Below are 19,701 nucleotides of genomic sequence, written 5' to 3'. Positions count from 1 at the left end.
GGCCGGTTGCGGACGGTCTGGTAATAGGAGACGTCGGCGGAAAGCTGCCATTCCGTGTCCTGCCAAGGCAAAGTTTGCCTGGTTAGCTTCTGCCCCCATTTCGGTCGTTTGATCTACTCCTAAAACGTCCTCGAAGCAGACTGGTGGAGTTAGGCCTTGATCCTCTGGTGGCACGTCGCAGTCGAGACAATCAGGATAATCTCATTGGCAAAGGTTAGTCGGGATCTTCCTCTTGGCCGTTAACGGGCTCGGGAGCCGGAGCGCTGAAAGTCACCCCGTCTACGCGATGCACGCGAAAGCTCTCGGGAATAGGCACGATCCGCGTCCTAGGCGGAGGTTCCGGCGAGAGCCAATCCGACCATAGGCCAGAGTCGCTCGATGGTGGCGTCTCACTCGCCGGTTCGGCTAAAGGCCCAACCACAGAGGCTGATCCCAGGAGCGCTATGTTCCGCCCACCGGGATGTTGCGCAGATCCATAGATTATCGCATCTATTGTGCGCTTCCTACGAGCGAACTCGAATTCGCGATTTGAAAGGTACTCTGCAACAGCCTGCGTTGGTACGTAGTCCAAGTGGACATCGTCGGGGAGGATCGGACGAGCAATCTCGTTCATGAAGCCTGTCATAAACAACCATTGCGCAGCTCGTTTCCGGGCCTTGGTTGCGAATGGGTCATACGCCTTCGGCCTAGTACCAAACAACGTGGTGTCTAACACGCAGATGGGCTCCGTGATGCGGAATTCGGCGACGGCCACAAACTCACCGACACTAGGTCTAAGCTCTGCGATGCAGGTGTCGGAATCATATGCACCATAGAAGGCCGAAATACCCGACGGGTTCAGGCGGCCTGGCTTTCGCAGTCGCTCTGGCGGTGGCCCCAGTTTCCCAGCGAGATCGGCCTGAATCTCTTGGCGCTTGGCAGGCTCATTGGCAACCCTCGCGCGTACGAAGTTGGCCCCTTGCCCTCCAGGGTCTATCATGTAGACAGGCCCTGAACGGTTGATGTCTCGCTGCTGGTGCACATCCTCAAAAATGCGCCGTAGAAGATCCTCCGCCTCCGCATTGAAGAACCGGCGCTGGTGCATCAGACTGGTCTTAAATGCCGACCAAAGCTGGTTGTGCTCGCTTAGCCCCGTCTGCTCTCTCGAGTACCGATAGTCATTATCGTAGAATGCTTCTTCACCGTCGGGCGGCCAATAATTGTCTGCGTCAATGAGTTCAGCGATTAACCCATCAATAGCCCTTGTGTCGTCCGCACCCGTTAAGTCGAGTAGCGTATCTTCAAGGTCAGCTCCCGCAGTCTCGACATATCTATCGTAATAGGCGTCATACGGCCCGCCCACGAAATTCTCTCTAAACACCGGGTCAACAATGGCGGCAACTGCCGTGATCGGAATTCCCTTTTTCGTAGAGTGGAAATCGCAAGAGACCCCGTTAGGAAAAGATCGTCTCTCTTCTTGGATCCGCCTCTTCAATCCGCTTGCGAAAAAGCAATCAGGGCAAACGTTCAAATTCTTCTCCGGAGTCGACAACAAACATTCTGGTCACAGATCCCGCGAGCCCAACGATCGGTGATCACCGAACCGTCTAAGAGTGTCACTTTTTGCTCGAACCGAGTTGCAGAATGTCTAATTTGGCTGACTGCAGCTTACAAGCCGCCATTCCGCTTCGACCTAAACCAACCAACGGGAATCCACTGGACCTCCAGATGAGAAGGATTATCCCGGCAGATAGGAGCCGAGACCGGAACGGCGACTTTCGAAAGGCGAAAACGAGTAACCAGCCATTCCGGTGGTTCAGCCTCCAACGGGCCGGCAATGATCTTCATTCGGTGTTATGTTGCCGCCGTCACTGCTGCCGACGCGGTGGCTGGAATCGGCTCCTCCCATTCCCCGCGTATCCACAACGAGTGAAGTTCAAAATCGGCAGTTTCAGCATTCTGCTCCGGATCTCCGTATACAGCTGTCTCGACATAGGGGATGCCTACGTCAAAGCCGTCGCTAGAGCCCTTTCCAAACTTATGATCATAACACGCGAGCAACACGCCAATCGAAAGCAGCTTTGATGAGAGAGGCGACACAAACAGCTTACAGCCACCCATAGGTTTGAGGGCTTTTTTGTATCGTTCCATGGCCGTGAATATTTGGCGGTATGCCTCGAACGGATTGTATTCGCTTGCAAGCAAGATGTTTGCCGGCTCCACCTTGAAGTCGTCGAACAGAGTGTCACGGTGCTCACCGACCACCTCGTCCCCTCGCCGTGGCTTTCTCGTAGGAAAAGGGATAACCGGGCAAATCTCATCCGGGTTCACATGGTCTTGTATGAGATGCAGTCGGTCACGCTGACCCTCACCCAAAACAGGAAACCACACCCGCGGCCAATTCTGAGTAGTCTGCTCTTCAAGATGTCCGGAGAAGCCAAGAACGAAGGTTACGCTGTCCCTGAGACTGCCTTTCGCCGCGCCGAGATCCGCAGAAACACTCTCGGATGTGGTCACGTGAAGATTTACGCTTGGGCCGTTTGCTTCGGCCAGCTTATCAAGTTTGAAGAGAAGGACGCTGACAGCGGTAAGTGCCACCATGCGCGGCATAGCGCTGATGTCGACAATGACATCGTCAAAGTCGTGACAATCTCCCGCTCTGTCCAATGAAGCTTTGGTATTTCGTGGAGTTACAGCAGCGCCTACGGGGCCTCCAATCTCGATCGGCACAGCAACGATCTTTTCCGCGGGAACGAGTTTCAAGAGTCCTTCGTGGTTGGTCGCCGTGAGTTCCGATCGCTTCGGGCTGTCGCCCAATCCGTTGTCGAACACCAACTGCCAGACCGATATATCGGCGTCCAGGGCATGCAAGCGTCGAGCAGTTTCAAGAGTTCTGATATCGAAACCGCGACCAATCACGAGAAGGACCTTACGCTTCTTGGCCGACAAGCGCCGTCGCCAGAACGTGGTGAAATCGGAGTCGAGTGTGAGGGAGTAGGGATCCCATCGCATTGCCGGGCTAGGACTAGACAAGAGTTGCCTCCTCGGCCACCGCGATTGCCTTCGCTCCTGCTTCTTGCCAGTGAAGCAAGCTCTTCAGTGTTTGATGTCTCCAGCCGCCGTAACCAAGTGGCAGGCCAAAATGTACGCAGAGAAGTCGGTTCAGATAGAACACGACATATTCCCGACCATTATTTCTATGGTCGAGACGTGGCATCAGCAGGTTATGCGACACGAGAGACGTCATGACGTCTCGAAGTCGAATAAAATGCGAGATTTCAGCGTCCTCGCTGTCAATTATCAGTTTTCGATCGTCCATGGTGATCGCAATTCCGGTCACACCGGGTGCGTAGGGGGCGCTGCTTCTGAAAGTCTGTTGGCGACAGTATTCGCCGATTGCTTCGAGCAGGCGGCGCGCCTCGACACCACGCGGAAGGCGGCGCGGAAGCCCATCCCACCGATCCTTCGCAACGCCCCGGATCAGTGCGTCCTGTCGCGCTGCCGTGAGTGGCACCGGCTGATCTCGGTGAAACCGGATTTTCGCAGAGATTTCTTCAAACAATGCGCCTGCCACCTCCAGATACTGGTCCACATTGGAGGATGATACGGCGCTCAAAGACTCACGGCCGAAATAGATTGGCGCTCCCACATCTGTTCGCAGAAAGTGTTCTGCTGCTCGGTCCGTGCCGCTGCCTGATCGTGCTCCGAACTCATCCAATGTCAATGAATCGAAATCGAAGCTTGTCTGCGTTCGTCTCGTATCTCTTATGACCAGAATTTTGAGCAACTGCCATTTGAAGGCGCGTTCGAGAAGGTTGCCGCTTAGCCCGCGAGCATTGGCAAGCCAATTCGAATAACGAGGGCCAACGCCGGCCATCTTAACAACTTCGGCCTCGATCTCCGCCATACGGCCAGTGAGAGCGGTCTCCAAGCTCGGTATGTCGTCGGTTTCACCAATGAGCGGAAACAGTTCGCGCCCTTCGAAACCATCAGCCTTGGCCGCCCGAAGATTGGCGATCGTTTCCACAAATTTGGTATAGGACTTGGTTCTTGTTCCAGACCAACGTTCTTCCAGTTGAACGACGTTCTCGTAATCTCGTTTGCGGAGCGCGCCCTCGGAAAGCAGATCCTTATGCGTAAGAGCCTCTAGCCTTTCAGCGATCCATACTCCGCACTGCTCCCGCGCATTGGTTATGAATTCAATCAGGCTTGCACGCTGTGGAGAAGCCAGCGTCTGGAGTTCGTCCATGAGAAGGACGCGCTTGACCTCCATATCACCCTGCGCGTCGCTTATGCGAACATGCGCAAACCACTTGAGCCCGTCCAAGCGCGCGTGCCCACCTTTTATCGACGCAGGCGAACCCAGATCGTCCATTCGATCATAGAAATCTCGTTCGATGCGCGAGGCCCAGGTAAAAAGCTCCTTTCCTGTAGCGCGGCCCGGAATAGTCGCGTCTGATTCCGGCTCCCATTCAAAGCTGAATTGGTCAAGATCGTCGGGAAATTGACGTTCCGCTCGTTCCAGCACCGACCTGAGTGTCGCGACCACAATTCGTGAATTCAATAGCTCTCGAAAGAGTATGTTGCCGCGGTCAAAGGCACTCAGTTCCTTGTACTCACTGGTGAAGACGACCATCGCACCAAGCAATTGCGGTCCGTCGCGACCGATGGCGCCAACCTCTCTCAGCGCGTCGCGCGTCGCCTTCACCTGCTGATGCTGATCTGCGAGGTTGTCAGTGAGCTTCAGCGGACGCGGCGTAAGAATACGCAGAAACGTAGTCTTTCCGCCACCAGGTGCACTTCGAAGAAAGACGAGACCGTTCCAAGGGTCATCGAAGGACTTGATAACCTCCAAAGCACCCACGCCGAAAAGACGAACAAACTCATCGTCACTCGTCGAGCGCTGGGATGCGCGCATTCGGAATGGATTTCTCACCTACTGTAGCTTTCTGTGGCGGCTAACTCTCGGAAATAGGCCACGAACCGATTGGTCGTCCTCTGCCCAGAGCAGATAGATCGAGTTGTTGGGAGTGTTGTGAGCTAGCACGAGCGGTAGCCTGCAATTGGCGAAACCGTAGCGCTTGCTTGTACCGCCTACTTTAGAATGCTCATCGTCGGCATCGTCGTCAAAATATCGATCATCTGCGACGAGCCCCAGGATTGGGCTGTCGCTTGCATCATCGAGCGGCGTCGTTTCGCCCAGTTTGTGAACCACCTCGAACTCGATTGTGCCCTTTCCGAAGGTCAACTTGGGCAAACGGCTTTCAATGTGCTCGATTGCCTGATCGCCGGCGACATAGAGAATGATGATTATCTTGACGCCGGAATTCGCTATCGCGTCTCCAAGGTTTCCTGCTTTCATTAAGCCGCTAACGATCTTTGCTATCTTCCCGGTCCAACCACCTTGCCCATCCTCTCGAATGAAACTCGTACCGCTGCCAGTGAAATCATCGAGCAGTACGATGTACCGGAACCGGGCCTCATGATCATGGGGTTCTCGACCCAAGATCTTCGTTAGGTGCTTCCGAAGGTCTTGGACCATGCCCTCGCTTTTCGGGTCCGAAACGTCATAGGCATGAAAGACTTGCTCATTGGACATCTCTTGCGGATTCGCGCGACGAAACCAGTCTGTTCGCGCACCGTCGCTCAGGCCTAGAACCAGTGTCTGGCGAAGTCGAGTTCGATACACCACCGTGTCGACGATTGCCTTCACTTTATGTGGATCGACCCCAAGTTCGGTCGCAGTGTCAGCGATTAGGATTGGGCGAATGATCGTCGGGAAGGTAAGCTCCACCAGATGATTCATTTCATCTGTGGATATGAAAAGCAGCCTCTTTCGCACGAAGTTGTAAGCCGCGCGACGCTCTTCACCCCCGGTGAACTGCCCAAGCCAGAGCGCCAGACTCTCGATGAACCGTTTGCCTGGCGAGAACTGCTGATATTCGTCGTATTTGTAACTGGCAAAGCTTTCGAGATAAGCGCGTTCCGCTGCCTTTTCCTCGTCAGACCATTCCATGATTTTTGCCAGCAGGCTTTCCGCCAAATCCTTCCTCATCAGAACTCCCCATGACACCTCTACCCGACCGCAGCGATATACCGCAGGGAGGAGTGCGTTCGTCCAGCGAAATCAACCTGTCCTTACCTTAATTCACGGGATTCACTTGCGGGTGATTTCGCCAACCGCAGCTATGACTTTTGCAAGCCGCTCCGCACCGACCGGTGTATTGTCCCAAGCACGCCGAATTGAGCGCTCCAGCTTTGCCCAGTTCGGATCGAATGCGCGCCGACTGCGTTTCCATGTCGTTCCTTCACCCTGCGTATTTTGCAGCCCGAGGGTCGTGCAAATTCGCACGACGCTTGCTCCGAACGTAATGAATTGCCCCCGACAAATACGCGAAACTTGGCTAGCGTCGACATCAGCAATATCGGCCAGTTCCGCGTAGGAAAGGCCTGCTTCCAAGCGCTTTTCATTGATATGGCGGACCAACTCCGCCCTTTCAATTTGCTTCGGCTTCATGTAAATTTGCATGCACTAAACGATGCGAATTTACAATGGAGTTTTTCGTGACGGATGTTGGCCAGGAAATCCGGTTCTATCGTGCCAGCGAGAAGCCTTACGGGGCCTTCAGCAATCTATTCCGGCGCGAGATTGAATTCGAAGGCGAGCGCTTTGCGACGAGCGAGCACGCCTATCAGGCCGGCAAGGCGCGTAAGCCGGAAGTGAAAGCATGGCTTATGGCGGCACCGTCTCCCGCCCTTCTGGCGATGGCGGCGCACGGGCTATATTACTGGGATGTCAGCCCAGGCTGGTCACGGACAAAGTTTGACAGGATGAGGTGCGTGCTCCGAGCCAAGTTCACTCAGCATGAAGATCTTCGCGAATTGCTGGTATCGACGGGCTCAGCTCGACTAATTGAAACTGCGACCGTCGACAATGAGGTGAATCGGCTCTGGGGAGAAGTGAATGGTCAGGGTCGCAATATGCTTGGAGAGCTACTGATGGAACTCCGTGCAAAGCTTCAGAACGACGGCGTCTCGAAGGCGGCGTAAGAAGAGCCAATGCAAATCTGAAACTGCCGACATCGGGTTTACCCCCGCAAGACAGACCGCGCGTATTCTGCACCACGCTCGCGGAAGATACCGCGAGCACCGAGATAGGCGCAGTTCTCGGCAGCCAGCCGTTGTCCGGCTTCGATTCCGACAACGAATTCGTCAATTGATATCTTCCGGGTCGCGCGTTCGCGGCGGGTCAGCAGCCAATCAATCACGCCAACGCTTACCATATCGCCAGAACCACAGGTGTCGCGCAATTCGGGTGCCGGGTAGGATTTGCACCACGCCTTCTCAGCTCCCCGTCGTACCTCCAGACCAGCTTCTCCGTGCGTCACGATTAGGAAAAGGGCGTCGTGGGGGGCGACCTGCCCCGCCAGTGTTGCCAGACGCTCTGCTGAGAACTTCAGAACGGACGCTGCAGCGACTGCGCGTCTGAAAAGCTCTTTATCGCCAATCGTAGATGGCTCGAAATAAACGATGGACCCTGCGTCGGCCGCAGCTTCCATCGCATCGACGATCGCTCCGGATAATCGATCCGTATAGAAGACATTGCAATTCTTGATCGCCGGCAGAGCCCGGCTCACATCGTCCCAGTCTATCGGCTGATATCGCGGAAGATCGATGGAAGTTTCTGGACACCTAAATTCGAATGTATGTACCCCAGGCCCATGCAGACGCTGAGCAAGGATCGGCGAGCGGATGTGTTCTGTTTGTCGGATGTATCGCGTCTCGGCTCCCGCGTGCCGGAATGCGACCACAAGACGGATGCCAACCTCATCTTCACCGAGGCTCAACACCGGCGCCACATTCCGCTGAAGCATGGCGAGCGAAATCAACACATTCCCGCAAGAGCCACCAAGATCCTCGGACGACACCGCCAACGAGTCCGCGTAGATGCGGTCGAGAACGGTAAATCCTGTGCCGACCACGTCGACTGCACTCATCGGACTCTCCCGGTCACAAGCTGGCTCACTCTGTTTTTTCTCGGTCACCATTTCAAGAGTGCTGATCGAGCTTCAGAGCAGAAAGATCAATCATCATTTCGCATCCCTTCGCACGAGCGGCCTGCAAAATGCGCAGGAGAGCATCCGGACCGCGCAACTTTGATCCAAACAGCGTCCAAGCGCCGCCTGAAGCGCCGCAAACACTGCCAACGCTTAGACAATGCGGTCCAGATAATAGCTCCCGATCATTTCCCAATGGCGAGCCACTATCTCCGATGCCGAGAACGGCCTTGCTCGCATCGCCGGATCGACGGGCGAGCTCCTCTACAACGCGCAGCTTTGACGTAGATGCCAAGACGATATCGACGCTATGGTGAGATCTCAGCACCTTCACGCTGCCTTCGACTATCTGAGGGCAAGCAGCCAGGCTCTCCGCAAAACGCTCGATGTCGATGACATCGGCATAGTCAATCGATACCTGAATTGGACGAGCCTTGATCTCGACTCCGTCGCGAAGCAGGCCTGAGCCCGTTAGCCACCGGGTAACCTCGGCAATGTTCGGATTTCGTTGCGGGGGGTCCTCGGCTATGTCGACGTCGAGCGTTCGAATGTGGGCGCCGTTATAATAACCCATGAGGACATTTCTATATATCCGCTTCGGAAGGGCGTCTCGCAATTTTTCGCCAGCGGAGCCGCCGCGTCCTGTCGCAAAGCCCACCTGGATGCCGTCATCAACCAGCCTGACCAGTTCGTGCATAATCGCTTTGGGAGGAGGACCGAGCCGGGCTTCACGCGGATCGTTCGGTACGACCGTCCCATCATAATCGAGCGCGAGACCGACAAAGCTCGCGCCTGCCAAACTAAGCAGCCTCTCTCGCCCAACGGAACAAAGTGATGCTGATCGCTCATCAATAGGATCAAAGTGCATCCGCGCGGACGCCTTGTGTCGAACCGATGAAGTCAAATCTCGCGAAAGCGTGTCGAGCGCGGGATTGTCATATATCGCCTCGGCAAACGGGCCTCTCCCCGGGCGTCCCGGATCGATACTCGTAGCGTTTCCGAGGTGCTGAACGAAGGATAGACCCCACAAAATGCTGACCGCATTGGCCAATCGGCCACCGTGATCGAACTCAGCATCTTGAATCCGGGTCTGGGAAGGAAGCGCTGCACGGATGGGCTTCCAAACATCGCCACTTTCCGTGGTTGTCAAAGCCAGCACGTACATGGTCTCTGGATGCTTCGCCGCCCAAACATGACGACCGTGAGCGAAGTTTCTGAAATCAGTCCTCTGTACTGGCGCTATTCCGGTCTCCCAAAGAGAAGTTTCAATCAACGTTGCAGCTGCTGCGTTTTGCGGATCGTGCAGAACGAACAGAGTATCCCCAACCTGGAAACCGAAGTCTGGGCTTTGAGGTGCACTTAGCACCTCTTCCGCGCGCTTTCGGAGTTCTTCGGCCAATCTCCCGCGTTGCGGCTGTTCAGTGGTGAGATCTGACGCCATCAACAAGGCGGTCACCATCGAAATCATTGAATGCGTCGCCAGAAACCCATCCTTGGGATCAGCAACTGGCGTAACAATCACTTTGGCGCGAAGACTATCTGAGGCCACAATGGTTGTCGCGCCTTCCGACTGAACTGTCATCAACTGGATCGATTTGCAGCTGGATGCATTTGCGACACGGAAGGCTGCCGCGATGTCAGGATTGTTCGCTCCGGCGCTGAACAACCAGATATCGCATCCATCCCAATTTTCCATAGATAGGACGAACTGCATGGGTGTCATCACCATCGTCGGACCCAATTGCAATGTTGTCCGGCAGCGCGAGAAGAATTCTGCCGTAACTACGGATCCCCCCGAGGCAATAGCGACGGCGAGCCGTCCTTTCCCTTGTGAGAGAGCGAAAGCAATGTCGCCAACTCCGTGCGCGCTCGCCAACTCGATTGTCTCAGGCAACCGGCGCAATTTTTCGGAGAAGATAGTCATTCTGCTCGCCTAACTTCAAACGGACTCGGAGCAAGCGGACGCTGTAGTTCACGAGAACGGATCGTTCGCGAACGCGGCGGGGCAAGCAATCTCACCAGCCCGTGCCTAAGAAACATCGCATATCCAGAGCCGGGCCGCACGCTATTTTCTGCCAACGTATGATGGCACCCATCTTCCAGATAAAGCGCATTAAAACACCAGCTTCCTCACACCACTGCACCAGTTTGTTCCTTTTATGTTCGGTTTGGCGGTGATTCTCAAGCCTCCCTCGTCATGGCTGTCATATTGCCGAGAAGGGATCAGCGCACCCTGTGACATTATGAGTGCAAAGGCGACGGTGAACAAAATATGAGAGGCCGGAGAAGCTAGTACCGCGCTTGGACGCCAACGCCAGTCGAGCATTGAATTCGCACGTCCGCTTAGAAGCTGCAGAAAAAACTCGATCTACGTCCGAGATTAGGCGCTTTGCGGTCCGTCAGGAATGTCGCGCACGCCCTGCGCCTGGCACCACTCGAGGAACTGGCCGACATCCCTGCTGTAAGCGCGGCGGGTGTTCGGATTGCGGATATGCGCGGTGAAGAATTACAGAAACCGCCAGCGGGCGCGCTCGCCGGCGGCGTCGACCACGGGAACTGATGGAGCAGAAAACCCGACGAGCTGGTTCATGGCTTACCCCACGCGTCAAATCGTCGAAGCAGGAGGGCGGCGGTCAAGAGCACGACGTGTAGCCGAAATGTGCTGTCGTCGGGTTCCGAAAGCCCCGGATGCGACCCCGCCGGAGCCAGCCTCTTGAAAAGGCCATTGAGGAACCCTCGGCCGTCATTGTCCCATTCGTTAAGCGGTATGCTCAGAAAACCTGCGGCTGCGAGCTTGGTCCGTCGTGGCTGGCCGCTAGCGAGTCCCGCTGCGGATGGATCGATCTTCTCCGACATCTCGTCGAGCACCGAATCGAGAAAATTGCGAAGCTGCCCATTGGCGCTGGCCCATTGGCCTCGCGCGTGAGCGTCGAGCGCCTGGTCTAGATGTCCCTGCGCGGTAGTGAAACCATGTCGGTCGAGGAGCACCGTCATCTCGGACTGAACCTGTGGCATGCCTATATCCTCTGGCAACGTGCGGCGCAGCTTGCCTGCCACAACTGCGTAGTCGTCCTGCGCTAAGGCATGCTTGAGCGGCACATACACCGGGTGAAGAGTGACAGGCTCAGACCAAGGGTATTCCGGCTCCTCGGACGGCATGTGCTGGACAGCCAGTTCAACCAAAACATTTTCCAGCAGACCACCGTCAACCGGCTGCTCGGGGTTCGCATCCACAAACGCCTTGAGGTCATTCATGCGTTTTTTGACGCTGAAGCCGTCGCTACGAAGATGCCGATATATGTCCGGTCCGAATTCGATGAACAGTGCGCTGGTTTCGGCCTGGCTCGAAACCGATTCCAGAACGTCGATCGCCGCAAGGACGGTTCGACGAGAAAAAAGCACCCCCATTGGCGGCTCCCACAAGCTTATGATAAAAATAGGTTCTCATAAGCTAGTGGCATCGACCACCGAAAATGTGGCGGGCTCGGGGCACCTTCTATCGCCGGCGCATCGCAGTTCGTCGAGAAGTGGAAGCGCGCGAAGGCGTGCGTCATCCTTAATTGGGGTGGCGGCATTCTCTATCCGGCGGGCGAAGGACCTCCCGGCGTTCGTGCGGCCCCTTTCTCAACGGTGAGAGTTTGCCCTAGCAGCTTGACCCACGAGGAGTTTCTGCGCGCGTTATGCTGGGAGGATGCAGCGAGCAGCCTCCGAGGAACGATCGCCATGCCAATGCCAATCAGGGCTGCGTGGGGAACATATGGTCGATCCATCGCGCGCGCAGGCGGCCACGACCTCAAGCGCCATGCTGGGCGTGTGTGTCTCGGAATTGAGACAGCCAGCGCCACTCCTGTCGGACCCGCGAGGAGTGTGGTGATCGACTTGTTTGCGTTGCGCCCGCCGGATTTTCAGGAGGGACAAATTGACTGAAGGCGGCACGGTCAGTATCACCAACGTGATTGAGGCGCTGGAACGCCTTGTCGCCATTTCACACAGTGACACCGTACGGTAAGCTTAGATTTGGTGCTGGTCGCGCTGATAGCCCAGGCCTATTTCCTTTGTGGACGCGCCGCAGAAACGTCCTTGATCGATTGCAGACATAATGTCATCCGCGATGCTTTGACAGGTGCGTGAAATCTTAGTCTGCGAATGCGTACGCATTCCAGCACGCGACGAGGAAATCGGCCACTCGGCGCGCCCGACCGTCTATCCGCCGATTTCCAATCAGGAGGTGGTATGGCTTCAGAACGAGTCGGAAGCCGTCGAGCAATTTCGCCAGAGCGACTTTTATATGATCGCGGGGCGAGCCGAGGCGGACCTACCAACAACTAGAACTCGACGAGGACCGACAGATCCTGAGCTTCAATTTCGCGATCGGCGACAGCTTCGCCGATCGCGCCATTCTCAACCTCCGCGAATTGCCTGGCGTATGGAGCCGGCGCCGCAAGCTGCTTTGCCGCCGCCAACGTCTTTCGAACCGTCTTTGCTTCCCAGCTGACCGGCGCGGAGCTGGACGAGAACATCGACCTCTGTTTATATACCTACAACAAGAGCAACGCTGGCGATTCCAGCCCCTTAGACTTCTCTGTCGACCTCGGTGAAACGCACCTCGTTGGGCTCGGCGCGATGGGCCATAGCTCGCTCTGGGCGCTGGCGAGGCAATCCGGTCTGTCCGGGCGCCTGCATGTAGTTGATCACGAAGCTATCGAACTCTCAAACCTGCAGCGCTACGTGTTGGCCGGTCAGGCGGAGGTCGGGCCTCTCTAAGGCGGCCCCTAGCAACCCACGCCCTTCGGTCCACCGCCCTTGAGGTCGAGGCGCACCCTATGAAGTGGGCAGAATATGTTGCCGCCGGGGCGACTGGGTATTCGACCGAGTGGGTGTGGCGCTTGACACCGCCGCCGACCGTCTAGCTGTCCAAGGTGCTCTGCCCAGATGGATCGCGAACGCCTGGACTCAGGAGCAAGATCTAGGCATCTCGCGGCATGGTTTCGATGACGGCCAGGCTTGCCTTTGCTGCATGTACATGCCGACCGGGAAATCCAAGGACGAACACCAATTGGTCGCGGAGGAACTCGGAATGCCGGAAGCACACGAGGAGGTAAAAACGCTCCTGCAGACCAATACCGGAGTCCCCAATGAGTTCGTAGCTCGGGTGGCTACGGCGATGGCTGTGCCGTTTGAGCCGCTCGCCGCGTTTGTTGGCCAGCCCCTCCGTTCCTTTTATCAGCAGGTTATCTGCGGCGGCCTGGTGTTCCAGCTTAGCGATGGAAGTCGTCTCCTTCGAACCGTGGTTGCGATGGCCTTTCAATCAGCGATTGCCGGGATCAGGCTTGCCGCAGACCTGGTCAAGCATAGTGCGGATTTTCCGATGAGTCCGACGACCAGCACTCGCGTGAATCTACTGCGCCCCCTTGGTTCTTACCTCCATGATCCGAAAGCCAAAGATTCCAGCGGCCGCTGCATCTCCAGCGATGAGGATTTCGTTGCCGCCTACAGGCTGAAATACGGCTGTGCCGTTGAACAGCTGAGCAACGGGTCCGCCTAAGAAAGATCTGAAGTCTTCGTTACCGTGGACGGCGCGCTGTCAAGCGCTCACCGATGTTTTCGACCACGATCGAGTGCCTCATGAGAGTGCGGGGCGGATACCATGACACCCTCGGCCCGCTGCTTGCCAATGTCAGGCCCAGAACCCACGACAGAGATCCTTGAGCGACGCCTCGTCGTTTAACTTTTTGTACTGTTATCTACGTTCGACCATATTCGTCGTCGAAGCGAACGATATCATCCTCGGCGAGATAATCGCCGCTCTGCACTTCAATGATCACCAGGTCAATTCTGCCTGGGTTCTCGAGCCGATGCTTATGGCCGCAGGGGATGTAAGTAGATTCGTTTGTCCTCAGGAACAACTCCTGCTCGCCATTGACGATCTTGGCGGAGCCGCTGACCACGACCCAGTGCTCCGAGCGATGATAGTGCATCTGCAGGCTCAACTGGCGACCGGGCTTCACCTCGATGCGTTTGATCTTGAAGCGCTCGCCTTCCTCCAGAACCGTATAGGAACCCCAGGGCCGGTGTACCGTGCTATGGACCAGATGAGCTTCATGTCCCGAAGCCTTGAGGCCCTCGAAGAGCTTCTTAACGTCCTGAACGCGGTCGCGGGATGTGACAAGCAAAGCGTCCGGGGAATCCACGATCACCAGATCGCTTACGCCCACCGTGCCGATGACGCGCTTGTCGGAGCTCACATAGGAGCCGGTCGTGTCGACCATGTGCACATCGCCGCGTATCCTGTTCCCGCTTTCGTCGGGGGCGATCAAATCGGCCATTGCGTTCCAAGATCCGATGTCGTTCCAATCCATGTCGCAGGGAATCACGGCAAGTTTGTTAGTCTTCTCCATGACAGCGTGGTCGAGCGAGATTCGCGGCGCGGAACCGAAATGCTCAGGCGCGAGTTCGATTTTGGCAAAGCCTTGGCATTGACTGGCGCGGCCGTTCTCGTAGCTGTCGGCGACGGCCTGGAGCACCTCGGGACAATGCAAAACCATCTCGTCGAGCATCGTTTGCGCACTGAAGCAGAAGATGCCGGCGTTCCAGAAGAAGCGTTGAGACGCGACATAGGCTTTGGCTGTATCCAGATCCGGTTTTTCAACGAAACGGACGACGTTCTCACCATCTGCTTCGATGTAGCCGAATGCTGTGTCCGGTCTGGTTGGGGTGATGCCCAATGTGGCGATCCGCCCGAGCTTCGCATGTTCCATGGCCAGGCCCATGGCGTCTAGAAACGCAGGCAGGTTGCTAATCAGGTGATCGGCCGGGAAGACGCACAGGATCGCGTCAGGGCCTTGCGTTGCCCTCGCATGGATCGCGGCTGCAGCCACGGCGGCGGCCGTATCCCGGCCTTCGGGCTCGAGCAGAAAGGTGCGTGGCAGGACCACGGAATCCAGCTCGTCAAATTCGTCCTTGGTCAGGAAGAGGTGTTCCCCGGATGTCACAGCGACGAGTTCCACGACACCTTCTATCGAAGCGGCGCGCAGCACAGTGTGCTGAATGAGAGAATATCCATCCGCTACTTTGAGGAAAGGTTTGGGGTGCGATTGCCTTGAGGCGGGCCATAGCCGCGATCCGGCTCCGCCGCTGATGATCACGGGAATCACTTTCATAACCAACCTCAATTTCGTCTCTGGAGTGATCGCCCGCGTTCTTTCGAGCGTCAGCGTCACGATCGCCGTCGCTCTGGCTTGTCTGCGGCCCCCGCGTAACAGCGAAGTTCTGGCGCGTTGCAGGCGGCGTCAGATGATGACGCTATCGGTAATGTACGACGCCTCCACTGGCGTCGGTGAGAAATGCGCATTCAATTATGCCTGTTGGTTGCGTCTGCCGAATTGCGCAGGTGGCGGGTCTTAACTGAGATCAGAGACTTGGCTGCCTTCTATCAAAGTCAAACGACTTGGCTCTTTCAGATCGAATTCAATTACCCGTGGTGCGAAAAGGCGTGCATATCGTGTAAAGGCGCTCGTCGGGGGAAACCGAATTACGGTATCGCAGCGCCCGAGAAGATACATCTCAACGAGGGCGGAAATTCCGCCGTCAATCCCGAGTGCTGCAGTGTGTAAGGGGCCACCTTGATTGGATCCGAAGTGCTTCGGGACAGTGAGCAGATCGGGAAACCTGGCCGACAGAAGATCCAGTATCCGCGCGCTGTCCGTGCATAAGAACAGCCGCACAGGCCTGGGGTGCGGTAACGCCTTAGCCTTGTCAATTGCAGCGCACACTTGCCGAACGGCGAGCTCCGGATCGGCCCAGTAGGGCGCATGCTCCATGATGTCTTCACCGTTACCGTGCCGAACATGAATCCCGATGATGCTGTGCCCCTCAAAACATTCCTGATAAATGGCATCTATGCGGGCTTGAATTTCTGGCCGAGGCTGGACACTCTGGAACACCTGCCGCTCTGCATCCTCATCGCACCGCCACATCAGACAAGCGTCACACACTACTGTGTTCGCTTCGACATCGTGTTCGGCCTGAAAGAGCTCGCCCAACTCATCGCGCTCTTGGAAAATCTGCTCATCTGGCCGGTAAAGGCACCCGATCGCCGGCCTGTTCCACCACTCCGGGAAGAATGGACCAGGGAAGGAAACGTCGTTGATCCGGTCGTCGGAAATAGCCGGCACGCCAGCGATGTCATTGATCGGCTGGAAGAACACCGGAAACGCATTTGTGAAGGGTTGGTCGAGGTAGCAGGCCCCCCGCCAGTCGATGACTAGAGTTCGTCCCGACCGCTGCGCGTAGCGCCAAGCGGCCGCCAATGACCACAGACAATCACCGAACCCCGTACGCCTCCGAGAGACGACGAACCGGCGCTTTTCCAATCCACTAACATGCATTTTCGGAAATCTCGTTCAGAGAGGAGGTTGCCCGGTTTGGTATCCTTAGTCGACACGTAGACCCTGACGCCGGGCGCTTGGCAGAGGCCGGGCCATAGGGCAGAAGAGCTCACTCAGCACTGCCCACTAATCCCGTGACGCTCGCACAGCTTGAAGCCGATGCCCTCGCTTCCGGTCCAGCCTTCTCTACTGGGCCTCCGCGGCATATGTAAAATCTATTGAGTGGATGCCGGCCATCCATGTGTTGGATGCCATGATGAAGGGCTCGGCTGACGCGGGCCCGGCCAATAGAGCCGAAACAGCCGGGAAACGCTGCGACACTGCCTGCCGAAGCAAATCATTCCGGGACGCCGTACGCCAAGGTGCAAGGCTGCATACAGCAACCGGTACCGGGCGAGATGAGGTCGACGGCTCGACGCGCCTGGAGCCAGCTGATCGACAGAATCTGCAGTCGGCTCCCAAAGTTCTGCACGACCTGTGCCGGATGCTGTGGTGAGGGCTCGGGGCCACGAACTTTGTCCTCGCCCCGAACGGAAGCTCGCGCCTCCGACTCCGGGCCGGCGATGCGCTCTCGCTGCTCGGCCAGACCATCCATTCTGTGGATGCACTTTATCCAAACAATCGATTTCACTGATCCAAACAATTCCCATTAGAAGACGCTGAAGCAAGAAAGAAAGGCGTCCTCACTCACTGATGGATGAGCAAATCAGCTGCAAGGTGCTGGGAGTACATGCGCTCACGGCGTGAGCTGAGCGGCACTCAGACCGCATGTACGAAGCCGACAGGTTAGCGGCGCAACTCTATTTTGCTGTGACTCCAAGCAAGAGGTGTGCTCGGCTGGCGGACTGTCAATGACGAGCTTCGCGCCGCATCTGTCGAAGTGCTCCATAGCGCACGGGGCTGGCCGCACATTGTGTCGGCGTGGCGAGCCGGAGCCGAAACTTTAAACTTTAATAGAGCAGGAATAGAATGGGCGATAGCAGAAAAGTTGCTCTTATTACGGGCATAACTGGACAGGATGGTGCCTATCTTGCCCGTCTTCTTCTCAAAAAAGGCTACATCGTTCATGGGATTAAGCGACGTTCCTCTTCCTTCAACACGGGTCGTATCGAAGACCTCTACCAAGACCCGCACGAATCCGATCCGCGCCTGATCTTGCATTACGGTGACCTCACTGATTCGACTAACCTCATCCGCGTGGTTCAGGAATCTCAGCCAGACGAAATTTACAACTTGGCTGCTCAGAGCCATGTGCAGGTGTCGTTCGAAACACCTGAGTACACAGCAAACGCGGACGGTATCGGTACATTGCGACTTCTTGAGGCGATTCGCCTCCTCGGTCTGACGGACAAGACCCGCTTCTATCAAGCCTCGACTTCGGAGCTATACGGCCTCGTGCAGTCCGTACCGCAGAACGAAACGACGCCCTTTTATCCGCGCAGCCCTTACGCCGCCGCCAAGCTCTACGCCTACTGGATGGTCGTCAATTATCGCGAGGGCTATGGTATGCACGCTTCCAACGGCATTCTTTTTAATCACGAAAGCCCCCTTCGTGGCGAAACTTTTGTGACGCGCAAGATCAGCCGCGCTGCCGCTGCTATCTACCTGGGCAAGCAGGACAAGCTTTATCTCGGCAATCTCGATGCTCAACGCGATTGGGGCCATGCGCGTGAGTACGTGCGAGGTATGTGGATGATGATACAGCAGGATCAACCGGATGATTACGTGCTGGCGACGGGCAAAACGACTCCTGTCCGCCAATTCGTCGAGTGGGCTTTCGAAGATATCGGCGTCGAGATCGAATGGCGTGGCAAGGGTGTCGGCGAAAAGGGCTATGATGTAGCGAGCGGCAGATGCCTAGTCCAAGTGGACCCACGCTACTTCCGCCCCACGGAAGTCGATCTTCTCCTGGGTGACGCTACCAAGGCGAAGGAGAAGCTCGGCTGGGTGCATGAGACATCCGTGCGCGAGCTTGCTGCGGAAATGGTACGCGAAGACCTGAAGGTCATGCAGACATCTGTAGTCATGAAGGAAGCGTAATGTATGATCTGAACGGAAAAACCGTGTGGGTCGCTGGCCACAAAGGTATGGTGGGCAGCGCGGTTGTACGCCGACTCGCGTCTGAAGACTGCAAAGTTGTGGCCGCCCCTCGGGGAGAGCTAGACCTCAAGCGACAGACCGAGGTTGAAAACTTCGTGGCAGTGGTGAAACCGGACGCTATCATTATGGCGGCGGCAAAGGTAGGTGGTATTCTCGCGAACGCCACCTATCCGGTCGACTTTCTTTACGACAATCTGATGATCGAGGCCAATATCTTCGCGGCAGCCCACGAAAACAATGTCGACCGCGTCCTCTTCCTCGGCTCGTCTTGCATCTATCCGAAGATGGCACCACAGCCCATTCCTGAAAGCGCGCTTTTGACCGGGCCACTAGAGCGCACCAACGAATGCTACGCCGTCGCCAAGATCACCGGCATCAAAATGGCTCAAGCCTATCGCCAGCAATATGGCCGCGACTACATCTCCGCTATGCCGACGAATCTCTACGGGCCAGGCGACAATTATGACTTGCAGTCAAGCCACGTCATCCCAGCGCTGATCCGGAAAGCGCATGAAGCTAAGCTCATAAGTGATAAGCAAATCACCATCTGGGGCACGGGCACACCACGCCGGGAATTCATGCACGTCGACGACTGCGCCGACGCATTAGTCTTCCTTCTGAAGAACTACTCTGACCATGATCACGTCAATCTCGGCTGCGGACAGGACATCACAATCCTAGAGCTGACCAGAATGATCTGCCGTGTAGTCGGATTTACTGGGGAGATCGCGCATGATCACTCTAGACCTGACGGTACACCGCGAAAGCTGATGAGCGTCGACAAGCTGCGCACTTTGGGATGGGCAGCAAAGATCACTCTCATGGAAGGCATCGAGAGTGTCTATCATGCATTTCTGAACGGGAGCTACACCGAACGGCGATAGACAATGAGGATTTGCTGCATCTCAGGCCTGTGGCGCTTTTGCGACCCAGAGCATGAATTGGGACGGAGACAACTCGATTGGCGAGCATTCATGTGAGGCAGCGGCGAGGAGGCCCTGCCGGACCTCAGCGCCATCCGCCCGAATCGTCGCCGTGAATGTCACGGTGCGCTGCCCTCGCTGACGCCGACCGCATCAATCCTCACAAAAGCGTAGCCGTCGAGAACCGAACCCGTCAATGGTAACGAAATGTACTTCTGTTTTTATCGCAGGCATTTGTCGGTAGGCATTCCGAAC

General features: G+C 56.4%; 15 protein-coding genes. 5 read left to right on the top strand and 10 right to left on the bottom strand.

The features are described 5' to 3' along the window. Positions 1-214: 214 nt before the first annotated feature. The 5 genes from NKI99_RS16730 to NKI99_RS16710 all read right to left on the bottom strand — a co-directional run bounded on the left by NKI99_RS16730 (position 215) and on the right by NKI99_RS16710 (position 6,496). Positions 215-1,510, bottom strand: coding sequence for an RES family NAD+ phosphorylase (locus NKI99_RS16730; RefSeq protein WP_352611457.1), 1,296 nt, complete (start codon positions 1,508-1,510; stop codon positions 215-217). 323 nt (positions 1,511-1,833) lie between these two features. Then, positions 1,834-2,928, bottom strand: coding sequence for a hypothetical protein (locus tag NKI99_RS16725; protein ID WP_031195071.1), 1,095 nt, complete (start codon positions 2,926-2,928; stop codon positions 1,834-1,836). Positions 2,929-3,004: 76 nt separating this feature from the next. Next, positions 3,005-4,897 (bottom strand): ORC-CDC6 family AAA ATPase, encoded by a 1,893-nt coding sequence (locus tag NKI99_RS16720; RefSeq protein ID WP_352611456.1) that lies wholly within the window; start codon positions 4,895-4,897, stop codon positions 3,005-3,007. Between the two features lie 18 nt (positions 4,898-4,915). Continuing rightward, on the bottom strand, positions 4,916-6,034 hold the full coding sequence (locus tag NKI99_RS16715) for a phosphoribosyltransferase-like protein (RefSeq protein ID WP_352611455.1): 1,119 nt from the start codon (positions 6,032-6,034) through the stop codon (positions 4,916-4,918). A 102-nt stretch (positions 6,035-6,136) separates the two neighbouring features. Continuing rightward, a complete protein-coding gene (locus NKI99_RS16710) occupies positions 6,137-6,496 on the bottom strand; it encodes a helix-turn-helix domain-containing protein (RefSeq protein ID WP_352611454.1) in 360 nt (119 codons plus the stop codon). 35 nt (positions 6,497-6,531) lie between these two features. Here NKI99_RS16710 and ybiA point away from each other — a divergent pair, with 35 nt between their 5' ends. Continuing rightward, complete coding sequence (gene ybiA, locus NKI99_RS16705) at positions 6,532-7,029, top strand: riboflavin biosynthesis intermediates N-glycosidase (RefSeq protein ID WP_032897321.1); 498 nt, start codon at positions 6,532-6,534, stop codon at positions 7,027-7,029. A gap of 38 nt (positions 7,030-7,067) precedes the next feature. Here ybiA and NKI99_RS16700 read toward each other — a convergent pair whose 3' ends face one another. From NKI99_RS16700 to NKI99_RS16690, 3 genes are all read right to left on the bottom strand, one after another. Further along, on the bottom strand, positions 7,068-7,976 hold the full coding sequence (locus NKI99_RS16700; protein ID WP_196815060.1) for a carbohydrate kinase family protein: 909 nt from the start codon (positions 7,974-7,976) through the stop codon (positions 7,068-7,070). Positions 7,977-8,028: 52 nt separating this feature from the next. Beyond that, positions 8,029-9,960, bottom strand: coding sequence for a hypothetical protein (locus NKI99_RS16695; RefSeq protein WP_352611453.1), 1,932 nt, complete (start codon positions 9,958-9,960; stop codon positions 8,029-8,031). Between the two features lie 662 nt (positions 9,961-10,622). Further along, positions 10,623-11,444, bottom strand: coding sequence for a hypothetical protein (locus tag NKI99_RS16690; protein WP_352611452.1), 822 nt, complete (start codon positions 11,442-11,444; stop codon positions 10,623-10,625). A 954-nt stretch (positions 11,445-12,398) separates the two neighbouring features. Here NKI99_RS16690 and NKI99_RS16685 point away from each other — a divergent pair. Together NKI99_RS16685 and NKI99_RS16680 are read left to right on the top strand one after the other, a co-directional pair. After that, positions 12,399-12,800 carry an E2 ligase fold family C protein gene (locus NKI99_RS16685; RefSeq protein WP_352611488.1) on the top strand — a complete coding sequence of 134 codons (402 nt, stop codon included), beginning with the start codon at positions 12,399-12,401 and terminating at the stop codon, positions 12,798-12,800. 253 nt (positions 12,801-13,053) lie between these two features. Next, the gene (locus NKI99_RS16680) at positions 13,054-13,581 is read left to right on the top strand and encodes a hypothetical protein (protein ID WP_352611451.1); all 528 of its coding nucleotides are present in this window, start codon (positions 13,054-13,056) and stop codon (positions 13,579-13,581) included. Between the two features lie 199 nt (positions 13,582-13,780). Here the strand turns inward: NKI99_RS16680 and NKI99_RS16675 are convergent, their stop codons facing one another. After that, positions 13,781-15,196: a mannose-1-phosphate guanylyltransferase/mannose-6-phosphate isomerase gene (locus NKI99_RS16675; protein WP_352611487.1), complete on the bottom strand. Its 1,416-nt coding sequence runs from the start codon at positions 15,194-15,196 to the stop codon at positions 13,781-13,783. A 240-nt stretch (positions 15,197-15,436) separates the two neighbouring features. Then, complete coding sequence (locus tag NKI99_RS16670) at positions 15,437-16,423, bottom strand: nodulation protein NodZ (protein WP_352611450.1); 987 nt, start codon at positions 16,421-16,423, stop codon at positions 15,437-15,439. Between the two features lie 969 nt (positions 16,424-17,392). On the opposite strand from NKI99_RS16670, the gene gmd reads away from it, so the two are divergent. Both gmd and fcl read left to right on the top strand, forming a co-directional pair. Continuing rightward, complete coding sequence (gene gmd / locus NKI99_RS16665) at positions 17,393-18,463, top strand: GDP-mannose 4,6-dehydratase (RefSeq protein WP_023692482.1); 1,071 nt, start codon at positions 17,393-17,395, stop codon at positions 18,461-18,463. Next, positions 18,463-19,407 carry a GDP-L-fucose synthase gene (gene fcl / locus NKI99_RS16660; RefSeq protein WP_023772716.1) on the top strand — a complete coding sequence of 315 codons (945 nt, stop codon included), beginning with the start codon at positions 18,463-18,465 and terminating at the stop codon, positions 19,405-19,407. The genes gmd and fcl overlap by 1 nt, the downstream gene beginning before the upstream one ends. Positions 19,408-19,701 lie beyond the last annotated feature (294 nt).

The organism is Mesorhizobium sp. M0239 (genome assembly GCF_040321815.1).
Lineage (GTDB): Bacteria > Pseudomonadota > Alphaproteobacteria > Rhizobiales > Rhizobiaceae > Mesorhizobium.
Note: the sequence above shows the minus strand (reverse complement) of the source record. Positions and strands in the feature narration are given on the sequence as shown.